17 protein-coding genes and 1 tRNA gene are annotated in these 12,346 nt (G+C 53.4%); 3 read left to right on the plus strand and 15 right to left on the minus strand.

Annotation, left to right across the window (positions count from 1 at the left end; all coding sequences use genetic code 11):
• Positions 1–194: 194 nt before the first annotated feature.
• The 12 genes from DESAC_RS13935 to DESAC_RS13990 all read right to left on the minus strand — a co-directional run bounded on the left by DESAC_RS13935 (position 195) and on the right by DESAC_RS13990 (position 7,305).
• Positions 195–512 carry a four helix bundle protein gene (locus DESAC_RS13935; protein WP_237671399.1) on the minus strand — a complete coding sequence of 106 codons (318 nt, stop codon included), beginning with the start codon at positions 510–512 and terminating at the stop codon, positions 195–197.
• Positions 513–764: 252 nt separating this feature from the next.
• Complete coding sequence (locus DESAC_RS16520; RefSeq protein ID WP_218915689.1) at positions 765–980, minus strand: four helix bundle protein; 216 nt, start codon at positions 978–980, stop codon at positions 765–767.
• 175 nt (positions 981–1,155) lie between these two features.
• Positions 1,156–1,323: a four helix bundle protein gene (locus tag DESAC_RS13945; protein ID WP_237671363.1), complete on the minus strand. Its 168-nt coding sequence runs from the start codon at positions 1,321–1,323 to the stop codon at positions 1,156–1,158.
• A 40-nt stretch (positions 1,324–1,363) separates the two neighbouring features.
• Positions 1,364–1,582, minus strand: a complete 219-nt coding sequence (locus DESAC_RS13950; RefSeq protein ID WP_237671364.1) for a four helix bundle protein — start codon at positions 1,580–1,582, stop codon at positions 1,364–1,366.
• Positions 1,579–1,797, minus strand: coding sequence for a four helix bundle protein (locus DESAC_RS13955; RefSeq protein WP_237671364.1), 219 nt, complete (start codon positions 1,795–1,797; stop codon positions 1,579–1,581). The genes DESAC_RS13950 and DESAC_RS13955 overlap by 4 nt, the downstream gene beginning before the upstream one ends.
• Entirely contained in the window at positions 1,794–2,111 is a 318-nt protein-coding gene (locus tag DESAC_RS13960; protein ID WP_237671399.1) for a four helix bundle protein, read from the minus strand. The genes DESAC_RS13955 and DESAC_RS13960 overlap by 4 nt, the downstream gene beginning before the upstream one ends.
• A 252-nt stretch (positions 2,112–2,363) precedes the next feature.
• A complete protein-coding gene (locus DESAC_RS16525; protein WP_218915689.1) occupies positions 2,364–2,579 on the minus strand; it encodes a four helix bundle protein in 216 nt (71 codons plus the stop codon).
• A gap of 665 nt (positions 2,580–3,244) precedes the next feature.
• Complete coding sequence (locus DESAC_RS13970) at positions 3,245–3,529, minus strand: CRISPR-associated endonuclease Cas1 (RefSeq protein WP_041283999.1); 285 nt, start codon at positions 3,527–3,529, stop codon at positions 3,245–3,247.
• Between the two features lie 106 nt (positions 3,530–3,635).
• Positions 3,636–3,711: transfer RNA gene (locus DESAC_RS13975), tRNA-Ala, on the minus strand.
• Positions 3,712–3,830: 119 nt separating this feature from the next.
• Positions 3,831–5,543, minus strand: coding sequence for a single-stranded-DNA-specific exonuclease RecJ (gene recJ, locus DESAC_RS13980; protein WP_013707717.1), 1,713 nt, complete (start codon positions 5,541–5,543; stop codon positions 3,831–3,833).
• A gap of 39 nt (positions 5,544–5,582) precedes the next feature.
• Positions 5,583–6,299, minus strand: coding sequence for a metal-dependent hydrolase (locus DESAC_RS13985; RefSeq protein ID WP_013707718.1), 717 nt, complete (start codon positions 6,297–6,299; stop codon positions 5,583–5,585).
• A 10-nt stretch (positions 6,300–6,309) separates the two neighbouring features.
• Complete coding sequence (locus DESAC_RS13990; protein WP_013707719.1) at positions 6,310–7,305, minus strand: potassium channel family protein; 996 nt, start codon at positions 7,303–7,305, stop codon at positions 6,310–6,312.
• A 60-nt stretch (positions 7,306–7,365) separates the two neighbouring features.
• Between DESAC_RS13990 and DESAC_RS13995 the strand changes: the two genes are divergently transcribed.
• The gene (locus DESAC_RS13995) at positions 7,366–7,992 is read left to right on the plus strand and encodes a hypothetical protein (protein WP_013707720.1); all 627 of its coding nucleotides are present in this window, start codon (positions 7,366–7,368) and stop codon (positions 7,990–7,992) included.
• On the opposite strand, the gene DESAC_RS14000 is transcribed toward DESAC_RS13995, so the two are convergent.
• The gene (locus DESAC_RS14000; RefSeq protein WP_013707721.1) at positions 7,965–8,687 is read right to left on the minus strand and encodes a DUF1573 domain-containing protein; all 723 of its coding nucleotides are present in this window, start codon (positions 8,685–8,687) and stop codon (positions 7,965–7,967) included. The two genes, DESAC_RS13995 and DESAC_RS14000, sit on opposite strands and share 28 nt — an antisense overlap.
• 210 nt (positions 8,688–8,897) lie before the next feature.
• Here DESAC_RS14000 and hisB point away from each other — a divergent pair, with 210 nt between their 5' ends.
• A complete protein-coding gene (hisB, locus tag DESAC_RS14005) occupies positions 8,898–9,482 on the plus strand; it encodes an imidazoleglycerol-phosphate dehydratase HisB (protein WP_013707722.1) in 585 nt (194 codons plus the stop codon).
• Positions 9,483–9,556: 74 nt separating this feature from the next.
• Here hisB and DESAC_RS14010 read toward each other — a convergent pair whose 3' ends face one another.
• Positions 9,557–10,363 carry a sensor histidine kinase gene (locus tag DESAC_RS14010; protein WP_169311549.1) on the minus strand — a complete coding sequence of 269 codons (807 nt, stop codon included), beginning with the start codon at positions 10,361–10,363 and terminating at the stop codon, positions 9,557–9,559.
• A gap of 106 nt (positions 10,364–10,469) precedes the next feature.
• Positions 10,470–12,125, minus strand: a complete 1,656-nt coding sequence (locus tag DESAC_RS15495; RefSeq protein WP_013707724.1) for an HD domain-containing phosphohydrolase — start codon at positions 12,123–12,125, stop codon at positions 10,470–10,472.
• A 75-nt stretch (positions 12,126–12,200) separates the two neighbouring features.
• On the opposite strand from DESAC_RS15495, the gene DESAC_RS16355 reads away from it, so the two are divergent.
• The gene (locus DESAC_RS16355) at positions 12,201–12,341 is read left to right on the plus strand and encodes a hypothetical protein (protein WP_169311550.1); all 141 of its coding nucleotides are present in this window, start codon (positions 12,201–12,203) and stop codon (positions 12,339–12,341) included.
• The last annotated feature ends 5 nt before the right edge of the window (positions 12,342–12,346 follow it).

Raw genomic sequence — 12,346 nt, forward strand, 5'->3', positions numbered from 1 at the left:
GGATTACGCTCCGCATGCCAGCATTAGTACGGCAATTAAGAGAAATGTCGCAATCCCTTCGTAATCAGGTCAATGAAGCAGAGAGCGCAAAGTCCCCAACGGCAAAAGCAAGGGCAAAGGCGTCGCAATCCCTTCTAATCAGGCCAAGGGCAGTAACGAGGGCCGAGGACTGAGGACTGAGTGGTGAAGCTTCCTCAACCCTTCTGCTTCTCCACGGACGCCCCCAAACCTCCTAAAATGCGGGAGAGTTCCTCGGTCATAGCATGCAGCCGGGAAAATGTTTCTTGATCAAGATAGCCAATATCAAGGGCGAGATAGAGATGCGACCGTAATTCGGCGCAAGAGGATTTGGCAATGGAAATAAACTGATGGAATTCGGTCCGTCGGCCCCGTTCAAACCCTTCCGCCAAATTGGCCATGACTGATACGGCCGACCGCCTGATCTGATCCCGAAACCCAAAATCCCGAGACAATTCTCCCTTAGTGGCAACCAGGTACACCGCCTTAGCCAGCTACCGAGCCTTCTGCCAAGCAATCAAATCTTCGAAGCGTTGTATTTTACTCAGTCCTCAGTCCTCGCTACTCGTACCTGGCTTTATCGTCGCAATCCCTTCGTAATCAGGCCAAGGGCAGCAACGAGGGCCGAGGACTGAGGACTGAGTGGTGAAGCTTCCTCAACCCTTCTGCTTCTCCACGGACGCCCGGAGACCTCCTAAAATGCGGGAGAGTTCCTCGGTCATAGCATGCAGCCGGGAAAATGTTTCTTAATCAAGATAGCCAATATCAAGGGCGAGATAGAGATGCGACCGTAATTCGGCGCAAGAGGATTTGGCAATGGAAATAAACTGATGGAATTCGGTCCGTCGGCCCCGTTCAAACCCTTCCGCCAAATTGGCCATGACTGATACGGCCGACCGCCTGATCTGATCCCGAAACCCAAAATCCCGAGACAATTCCCCCTTCGTGGCAACCAGGTACACCGCCTTAGCCAGCTACCGAGCCTTCTGCCAAGCAATCAAAATCTTCGAAGCGTTGTATTTTACTCAGTCCTCAGTCCTCGCTACTCGTACCTGGCTTTATCGTCGCAATCCCTTCGTAATCAGGCCAAGGGCAGTAACGAGGGCCGAGGACTGAGGACCGAGTGGTGAAGCTTCCTCAACCCTTCTGCTTCTCCACGGACGCCCGGAGACCTCCTAAAATTCGGGAGAGTTCCTCGGTCATGGCATGCAGCCGGGTAAATGTTTCTTGATCAAGATAGCCAATATCAAGGGCGAGATAGAGATGCGACCGTAATTCGGCGCAAGAGGATTTGGCACAGGCCAAGGGCAGCAACGAGGGCCGAGGACTGAGTGGTGAAGCTTCCTCAACCCTTCTGCTTCTCCACGGACGCCCCCAAACCTCCTAAAATGCGGGAGAGTTCCTCGGTCATAGCATGCAGCCGGGAAAATGTTTCTTGATCAAGATAGCCAATATCAAGGGCGAGATAGAGATGCGACCGTAATTCGGCGCAAGAGGATTTGGCACAGGCCAAGGGCAGTAACGAGGGCCGAGGACTGAGGACTGAGTGGTGAAGCTTCCTCAACCCTTCTGCTTCTCCACGGACGCCCCCAAACCTCCTAAAATGCGGGAGAGTTCCTCGGTCATAGCATGCAGCCGGGAAAATGTTTCTTGATCAAGATAGCCAATATCAAGGGCGAGATAGAGATGCGACCGTAATTCGGCGCAAGAGGATTTGGCACAGGCCAAGGGCAGCAACGAGGGCCGAGGACTGAGGACTGAGTGGTGAAGCTTCCTCAACCCTTCTGCTTCTCCACGGACGCCCCCAAACCTCCTAAAATGCGGGAGAGTTCCTCGGTCATAGCATGCAGCCGGGAAAATGTTTCTTGATCAAGATAGCCAATATCAAGGGCGAGATAGAGATGCGACCGTAATTCGGCGCAAGAGGATTTGGCAATGGAAATAAACTGATGGAATTCGGTCCGTCGGCCCCGTTCAAACCCTTCCGCCAAATTGGCCATGACTGATACGGCCGACCGCCTGATCTGATCCCGAAACCCAAAATCCCGAGACAATTCTCCCTTAGTGGCAACCAGGTACACCGCCTTAGCCAGCTACCGAGCCTTCTGCCAAGCAATCAAATCTTCGAAGCGTTGTATTTTACTCAGTCCTCAGTCCTCGCTACTCGTACCTGGCTTTATCGTCGCAATCCCTTCGTAATCAGGCCAAGGGCAGTAACGAGGGCCGAGGACTGAGGACTGAGTGGTGAAGCTTCCTCAACCCTTCTGCTTCTCCACGGACGCCCGGAGACCTCCTAAAATGCGGGAGAGTTCCTCGGTCATAGCATGCAGCCGGGAAAATGTTTCTTAATCAAGATAGCCAATATCAAGGGCGAGATAGAGATGCGACCGTAATTCGGCGCAAGAGGATTTGGCAATGGAAATAAACTGATGGAATTCGGTCCGTCGGCCCCGTTCAAACCCTTCCGCCAAATTGGCCATGACTGATACGGCCGACCGCCTGATCTGATCCCGAAACCCAAAATCCCGAGACAATTCCCCCTTCGTGGCAACCAGGTACACCGCCTTAGCCAGCTACCGAGCCTTCTGCCAAGCAATCAAATCTTCGAAGCGTTGTATTTTACTCAGTCCTCAGTCCTCGCTACTCGTACCTGGCTTTATCGTCGCAATCCCTTCGTAATCAGGTCAATGAAGCAGAGCTTTCGAGTTTGACGTTGATCAAGACCATCACGGGCGGTGTCGCAATCCCTTCGTAATCAGGTCAATGAAGCAGAGAGCAGGTTTTATGCCGCTCAGCGAGCATCCTTGCTTTTTAGCTAACCACAACCATAGAGGACATGTCAAGAGAAAAATTGCTCTTTTCGTTATTCCCGAAATAAGTTTGAAGATGTCCCGGAATAAAATGCCGACTTCGCAGAGTGCATGTTCACAATCTCGATATCTATTGATTAATACTAGTATATTAGGATTATTGAATATTTGAAGATCCCAAAAAATATTTCCTGAAAAGGACATCTTCAAACTTTTGGCGCTTGTGAGCTTGTATCTATTTTTTGTCATGGCTATCATATTGATTTATTTATAGATATAGATGCGATTGTTGGGCCTTGAGGGGCCAAAACCAAAAAGTTTGAAGATCCCCTAACGGCCGGTCCCGAAAGGGGGGATCTTCAAACTTTTTGACCCAAGACCAAAATCGGCTTTTATCGGCTCCAACCTATTGGTATTCAAAGAGAAAAAACCTCATTGGACCGATTTTCGAAAAGTTTGAAGATGTCCGGCCCGTTAAATGCCTCAATAGCGGCCCCGAAAAGAGCGGTAGCTTTCCGGGTCAACATGCTGAGAATGGCTCGGTCCACCACCTGGGAGCGGAATTCTTCAATGAGATCAAAGGCTAAAGTGGGCTTCTGTTCCTGGAAGGAATGCAAGAAACTGATGTGGGGATTCAGACCGGCCAGCAGCAGGGCCCGCCACACCCGGGGATAGTTTTTAAGAGCACTGCTTTCATGCAAGTTTACATGGTCTCCGGAGCACAACGAAGCATAAGAATGCTTTCCAAATAGAAAAAGGCAAGCTCAGGTTCTATCCCCGTAACTTGCCTTTATCACTGGCATTATATGGTGGAGCTGGACGGAGTCGAACCGACGACCTCTTGAATGCCATTCAAGCGCTCTCCCAACTGAGCTACAGCCCCACGTCGATTCTCTTTTCTTATTAACAGATCAGTTTTACTCTGTCAAGCGTTTGCCGACTTAAAAACTGCACTTTTTCAAATGGCCTCGGGAGGCAGAAAAACTCCGAGCGAACCTGTTATTAGCTTACAGCCTTCCCCAGATCGAGAACCCTGAGCTCCGGTTGATTGCGGCCCTGGAAAAAGTTCAGCCGCGTGCCAAAGGCCACATCGTAGCAGCCCCGCAGAGGATGGAGGGAGGCCTGATCAAAAGCAATAGCGGTCATAATCCGCCCTTCGCTGGCCAGCTTTAATTTCAGGTGTTTCTCCCCCACCACCCAGGAGTCGACAAGCTGGGCCGACAGGCAGGCCAGCACCGGCTCAGGATTGCCCTGTCCGAATGGACGCAGTCGATCAAGGTGAAAAAAGAATTCGTCGTCAAGCTCCGCCAGCGTCACTACGGCGTCCACCGCCAGTTCCGGCCGTTTGGGTTCAGACCCCAACTCCTGCAAAACTGTAGCCTCAAAGGCCTGGCGAAAATCGCCGACTCTGTCCGGGGCCAGGGTGAAGCCAGCGGCCGCAGCATGGCCCCCGAACTGGAGGAGGTGTTCCTGACAGGAGGTTAGACCCTTATACAGATCGAATGCTTCCACCGACCGGGCCGAGCCCCGACCAACCCCGTTTTTTAAGGTTAACAGCGCTACCGGTCGGAAGAAACGCTCCGCCAGTTTAGCGGCCACGATGCCGATAACGCCGGGATGCCAGTCTTCGCCGGCCAACACCAGGGCCGGGCGGTTTCCGAACCCCTGCTGCAGTATCTGGGTTTCCGCGTCGCGGATAATCTTTGCCTCCAACGACTGGCGCTCCCGATTCAGCCGGTCCAATGCTCCGGCCAACAGCCGGGCCTTATCCCGGTCCTCGGTAAGCAGCAGCTCTAAAGCCGCCTGGGCCTGGCCCATCCGACCGGCGGCATTCAATCGGGGGGCCAAACGAAAGACTACCTCCCGCAGCGACACCGGCCGATCTTCCAGATGGGTAACGGCCTTGAGGGCTTCGATCCCCGGACGCCGACTTTTCGCCAATACTTTCAGTCCCTGACTCACCAGGATGCGGTTCACCCCTGCGAGCGGCACCACGTCCGCCGCAGTTCCCAGGGCCACCAGGTCAAGATAGGCCTTGAGGTTAGGTTCCGGGCGCCTGGCAAACCAACCCATCTCCCGCAGGTAGGCCCGCAGACCCAGGGCCAGATTCAAGGCTACTCCTACTCCGGCCAGTTCTTTAAAGGCATAGCCGCAATCCGGCCGCTTGGGGTTGAGTATCGCGATGGCCGGCGGCAGGGTGGCAGGGACCTCATGGTGATCGGTAATAATGACGTCCAGACCCAAATCTCGTGCCACCCTGGCTTCCGAAGCATTGCTGATGCCGCAATCGACGGTGACTACGACCTGCGCCCTCCGGGCCAACTCGGACAATGCCGATTCATGCAGGCCATAGCCCTGGTTCAATCGGTTGGGGATATAGCTGATGACTGCCGCCCCCAGACTTTCAAGGAAATGCCGCAGCAGGGCGGTGGCGGTGAGGCCGTCAACGTCGTAATCCCCATAGATGGCGATGGTCTCACCCTTTTCCAAGGCCTGGACCAAACGCGCCGCCGCCGATGGCAGGTCTTGCAGACCTCCCGGCGGCAATAACCGGTTCAGGGACGGATCCAGAAAAGAGTCAATCTCCCCCGCCTGGGCCAACCCTCGATTCAAGAGGATCTGGGCCACCAGTTCCGGCACCTGATGCCGACGGCTCACATCCCGTACCAACTCGGGCTGGGAGGGGTATGGCCGCCATCGCTGCCGCCGCCTCATGCGGAGGTCCCGGACCCGGTCAGCCCGGTTCCAAAGCCGCTACGCAACGGACTCTCCCGGCCGCAGGGCGATGATGGTTATCCGGGGCTGATCCTGCAGGTGGGCCGCCAGCTCCTCGGGGGTGCCGGTCAGCACCGGAAAGGTGCCATAGTGCATCGGGATGACAAACTCCGGCTGCAACATCCGGCAGGCCAGGGCCGCCTCCGCCGGGCTCATGACATAATGGCTGCCGATGGGCAGCATGGCCACCTGTGGCCGGTAGAGCTCCCGGATGAGCTCCATGTCTTTAAAAACTGCGGTATCGCCGGCGTGATAGACCGTAAAACCATTGGCAAACTTCACTATAAAACCTGCTGCTTCACCGGCCGGAAGAAGTTGCCCCCTTTCTTCGATCGAAGAGGAGTGAACGGCGTGGGTCATGGTCACCGTCACCCCGCCGGTCGTCATACTCCCCCCTTTATTCATGCCGATGACTTTTTTCAGGCCTCTGCCAAGCAGGTACTGAGCCAACTCGTGGATAGCCGCCACTTCGGCGCCGGTGGCCTGGGCAATTTCGACCGTCTGTCCCAGGTGGTCGAAGTGTCCGTGGGTCACTAAAATTAACTGCACCGTTCCCAGGGCCGCAATGGGTGTGGTAAGCAGGGGGTTGCTGATCCAGGGATCAATGAGGACGCTGGCCCCGACCCCTTCCAGTTTCACGGCCGAGTGGCCATAGAACGTAATTTTGACGCCTTTACCGATAACCGACTGACTCATGAAACCTCCCTCAAGCCTGCAACAGACGCATAAGCTTGTCCAGGTTAGCTTTGGCCCCCAGAGCAATCAAGGTATCCCCCTGTAGGATGGGCGTATCGGACTGGGGGTTAAAAAGCATGGCGCCATCCAATCTTTTGATGGCAACAATGATCAGATCCAGGTTCTGCCGGATGCCGGAGTCTTTGATTGCCCGCCCGATAATGTCGCTGCCCCCGCCCACGGGAATCTCCTCCAGACTCAGATCGATGCCCTCTCCCAGGGCCACGTCCATAAAGTCCACCACCGTTGGCCGCAAGATAGTCTGGGCCATGCGCTGCCCGCCTAATTCATACGGTGAGATGACCTCGTTGGCCCCCGCTCGCCTGAGCTTCTGTTCGGAGCCGGCCTCACCGGCGCGGGCCACAATAATCAGGTTCGGATTCAGGCTCCGGGCGCTCAGTACGATATAGACATTATCGGCATCAGAGGTGACCACCGAGATCAAGCCCCGGGCCTGCTCGATACCCGCCGCCAGCAATACCTCCTCCTGGGTGGCGTTGCCGATGACATAGAGGTAGTGCGACCGTTCCATGATCTGGGTGTGCTGCGGGCGGTTATCGACTACTACCAGGGGAATGTGGTTATGACGAAGCTCCCGGGCAATAACTTCGCCAATACGGCCAAAGCCGCAGATAATATAATGGTTTTTTAAACCGTGAATTTCTCTTTCCAAACGTCGCCTTCCAAAAACATCTCGAAGTTGCCCTTCCACCACTACCTGGGCCAGCGCTCCGGCTACATAGAACATAAAGCCAAGACCCGAAAAGATCAACAGCATTGTGAAGAACCGTCCGTATTCCGACAGTGGCCGCACCTCGCCATACCCCACGGTAGTCAGGGTGATGACCGTCATGTACAGTCCTTCAAAGAAATGCCAGCCTTCGAGGACCATGTAGCCGAAACTTCCTGCCAAGAGGATAACGGTCAGCCATATGAGGCCAATGACAATGCTCCTGAGGGGATTCATTTTTCTCCGCCGCCCGTCTTCCGGGTTGTCAGTCGGCTGACATATGTGATATGAAAAAACATGCTGACGCGAACCGCCAAAGTTTTAGCTAGCTGCCTGCTGGGAATGATGCTGTTATCGGCCTGCACTTCATCCTGGCATCCGTCCGGGCTTTCCGGCGCACCGTTGCAGTCGGGACGCTTCTTGCAGAAATTTTACCGCAGCCCCGATCTGGCACCAGTTGGCGCCATTTTTCAAGTGGAACCCTTTTCGGTGGAACAGGTATCCGGATTTGACGCTGAGGCCGGCGGCCGCCTCTTTAACGAAGAATTGCTGCAGGCGATCCAGGCCAACGGTCTGACAGTAAGCGGGAACAACCCCCGTTATATCCTCAGTGGCCAAGTCCGCCGCTTCGCTATCCGTTCGCCCGCCCTGCGCTTTTTTACCGGCAAAGGCCGGGCCGATTTACGAATCGAAGGGGAAATCCGCCAGGGACAGGAAGTTGTCTTTGCCTTTCAGGATGAGGTGACCATTGCCCCGGCCATTAACCCGCGCTGTCGTCCAACCTTGGAGCCAGAGCTTATCGCCCGCCAGGCGGCCCGGCGTTTTGCCATCAACCTCCTGAACGAAATGCTGCTGCCGCCGACGCCTTTGGAGCCCGTAATCATCCCCTCCGCCCCTCAGGGTGCCCCGGCCGACGAAGGATAAAGATCGGCAAACACCCGTAAGATCAGACGCGGCCGTTTGTCACTCGAGGTCAAGATCTCAATCTTGCCTTTATAGTGGGCCGGGTTTTTAATTTTATTAGCCACTTCCACGTTAAAAATCTTCCCCGGCTTTTCAGGCTTGACAGTTACGGTCACCTTGTCATCCAGATCCGTCTCAATTCCATTGATTTTGAGCGGCGCCTGTTGGTGAGAGATCAGGCGCACTATGGCGTTCATACTTTCCTGAGGATTACCCACAAACCGGATAATGTGCGAGGGCTGAATCTCGATGAACGGTTTGGCCCTGCCGCACAATTGAATCACCACTACCGGCTTTTCGGGATCATTGCTAAAAACCTCACCTTTTTTGCAGAACTGGTGAATGACGGAATATGGTTTGATCTTAAAGACTATTCTGCCAACACCGTGAGGAGGAATCTGCCGATCATAGTTTACCAGGCTGCAAGCGCAGTCTAACTCTATCTTCCGGATCTGCAGCCATTCTTCACCGGTATTTTTCAGCATAAAGGTATGCTCCAGGGGCTGATCTTCGAAAACCTCTCCCAGATTATATACCGGCTGGTCAATCTCCAATCTGGGCGCCGCGGCCGCCGCCGTTGGAATGACTAATAGACTGCCTAAACCGATCCACCCTCCCCACATCAAAAATAATGCTAACCAAACAACCCGCAACATATTGCTTTTAATTTCCTCCGCTATACGCCCCAAGAGTTAACAGCGGGATGCGCGATGCCTTCCCACCCTCCGTTTTCTCTCTGCACTCAGGACTCTACACTTTTTTATATTTTGGACTATGCTTACAGCTCAAAATATGCCACTTATTATAGCAGCAGGGAAGATTTCGCCAACTTATAAAACAATCCGATCAGCAAGGAGAACCCGCCTATGACCGCTCAGAGCCGTATCGCCCGCACCACCCGTGAGACTGATATCGTTTTGGAACTGCGCCTGGATGGCAGTGGCCAGGTTGAGATCGATTCCGGCATCCCCTTCCTGGATCATATGCTCCATCTCTTTGCGGCGCACGGTTTTTTCGATCTGAACCTCCGAGCCAAAGGCGACTTGGAGGTCGACGATCACCATACGGTAGAGGACATCGGCATCTGCCTGGGTCAGGCCTTCCGGCAGGCCCTTCAGGTATTGCCAAGGTTTAAACGTTACGGCTTTGCTCGGGTGCCGATGGATGAGGCCGTGGCCCAGGTTACAGTGGATTTGAGCAACCGCCCTTTCCTGGTCTATAACGTCAATTTCCTTGCCGGCGGCGGTCGCTTCGACCCCCAGTTAGTCAAGGAGTTCTGGCGGGCCACGGCCCAACACGGCGGCATGACCCTGCATATCGAAGCCCCTTACGGAGAGAATACTCACCACCTCATCGAGGCCATCTTTAAGGCTGCCGGCCGCGCCTTAGACCAGGCTACTTTGCCTGAACCCCGCCTTAGCGGCACACCCTCCACCAAAGGAGTGCTTTAAAGATTTCGCCCCAACGAATAAACTACTTCTACAAATGACAGTTAATCGGCTAGGAATAGAATAGGTATGGGTTATCAGGGGAGAGAAAGAAGAAACCAGGTCTCACCGGGACGACTTTTTACCGTAATAACGCCCCCGTAAGGAGAGAGCAATCGCTGTGCCATAAAAAGCCCCAGACCGGCGCGGGGTTTTTCGGGATTGCCTTTGGTTGTGACAAAAGGGGTAAACAAAATATCTCGGATCTCCGGAGCCAGACCCGGACCGTTGTCACCCACGGCGATTATCCGGCGGTTTGCATCCAATCTGGTTTCGATGGTCAAAGATGGCTTATCGACCGATGAGAGGGCCTCCAAGGCGTTATCCACGATGTTGCGGAAGCTTTGGCTAAAGTCAATATAGAAACCCGAAATGGGGGGCAGCCGGTCCCGCCACTGCAAGTGTTTTTCCACCCGGTATTTAAAGAACCACTCTGTCTGGTAGGCGGCCAATTCTTCCCGCACCAGCTCATTGAGGTCAATATTTTGTACCCCCTGGTCATCTTCGTGGAAACTCTGATATCTTATAAGATGCACCAATCGTTGTAATTGGGCCAATTCCTCCTGAAGTTGGCGGTTTTTCTTCCGGCGGTAGTCGAAAAACTTTTGCCACTCCGCTTTGAGTTCCGGAGACAGGCGAGGAGCAAAGGTATTTTCTTCTTCTTGGAGTTTCCGCACCATTAATTCGGACTGCATGAGGATGGCCTGCAGGGGGGTGTTAAAATGGTGGATAATGCCGGTAGTGCGCCGCCCGACGGCGGAATGCCGATAATAGACCCTTAGCTCTTGAAAAAGACGATCCCAATCATCGGTGTTATTTACCTGTTTTCGGGTGTTCAGGTTCACCTCCATACGCCTTCGCGCTAAAGCATGCAAAACCATTTCGGTAAGTCTCAGGCGCTATTCGACCAGTCCGCCGGGAAAATTCCGGTAAACCGTTGGCCGGTAAGACTCATTTTATCTCAGTCCGGGCAGCAGCGGATTGCTCCGGGGCCGCCGAACTCCTTTTGTGGTCCTTCAATGGGATTATTTTACTATGATATTTCTTTTTTAGCATGTCAAATTGTTGTCGGGACAACAATAGCTCCGTAGATTGAGGTACCGGCGCCATATCACCGCTGATTTCGTCAGCCGCTCCCAATTGGCCCATAATATCGACGAAACGTCCTGCCAGTTCCGGATCAAACTGGGTCCCGGCGCAGGCCTGAATTTCCGCCAAGGCTTCCATACTGGTACGACGCAGACGATATGGCCGATCGGTGGTTATAGCGTCATAGGCGTCCGCCAAAGCTATGATGCGGGCCAGATAAGGGATATTCTCACCGGCTAAACCCATGGGATAACCCAGACCATCCCACCGCTCATGGTGGTGTAAAATAATAGATCTCTCTCTCGGGAGAAGATTAAGCGGGGCCACGATGTTATCCCCGACAACGGGATGCTGGCGCATAATTTCGATTTCTTCCGGTACTAACGCATCCTGTTTCAGCAGGATGGCGTCGGGAATGCCGATCTTGCCGATATCGTGCAACGGGCCGGCCAGGTTGATCGAATCAATCATTTCGGCGGAAAGACCCATCTTTTCGGCAAAGTAGGCGGCGATGCGGGTCACCCGCACAGAGTGATGACGACTGTAAGGATCTCGGGCCTCCAGAGAATTAATAAGCGCCCTCAAGGTATCATAGAGATTAGCAGAAGCGCTTTCATGCAGGGTGAGATTCTCCAGAGTCATGAGTGAGCGATCTATCAGGAGCTGAAGCGGGGCGATATCCTCCGGTTTAATATCCTTACCCGGAGCGCCATTGACATGCAGCACTCCTAACAGCTCTCCTCGCAGCCTGATGGGAAGACTTATGCTCGATAGCGATGCCCGTTGCTTCCCTGATCCTTTCTCTGCCGGAAGATAAAGAGGATCACTCTGCGAAATTGCCTGGCTGGCCACCTTCAAGACATTATCACTGCTGGTTTGGTCTCCGGTGTGAGTTACTGCCCGGAGACGACCAAGAACCTGATCGTAGAGGAAAAAAGTCGATTGAATACCGCCGGTAAGAATCAACGCCATGTTCGCCAGATTGGCATAAAATTCTTCGGTATTGCGAATATTCGCTAATTGCTCCCCTAAGGCATGCAGCGTATATTGCTCCTGCATTTTTTGGTGTACCTGCTCGGTCATGGTTTTTAGACTCAACTGCTCCGATCTGGAAGCTGGTTCTTTCTGCTGTTGCGCCTGCTCTTTCTGCTGCTTGAGTTTATCTAGTATTTTTCTCAATTCAGATAAGGAAATCGGTTTGGCCAGGAAATCCGTAGCACCTAAGCGGAGGGCCTCCAGAACAATATCATAAGACGGCTGGCCGGTGATAATCACTACCATAAGATCCCGATATTTCGGGCGAATCTTTTTTAAGAAGTCTAAGCCGTTCAATCCGGGCATAAATATATCAACCAGAATACAATCTATTGGCATACTTCGCAGGAAATGGAGGGCTTCGAAGCTGTCAGCCACCGGGTAGACATTATATTCATCACCCAACGCCAGGATCAAGTCCTTCAAGATTTCTCGGACGGATGGTTCGTCATCTGCCACCATGATGTGATATTTTTTTTCCATATCTCAATGACCCTATCGAGCTATCTCGGCGTAGGGGGGGAAGGCAAGAAACGGTTTTCTCAGGAGACAACCTTAATGAAACTGCAGAACAGTTGGCAGAAACGCGCCCTATTTTTACATATCGGTTTTTTTTCAGACTTCTTAAATATCGCCGGTTTGATCCCTCTCACTGGAAGTATTCAGATTTCTGCGTCAGAAGCAGACATCGCGTCATAAATACT

It is taken from the genome of Desulfobacca acetoxidans DSM 11109, assembly GCF_000195295.1.
Classification (GTDB): domain Bacteria; phylum Desulfobacterota; class Desulfobaccia; order Desulfobaccales; family Desulfobaccaceae; genus Desulfobacca; species Desulfobacca acetoxidans.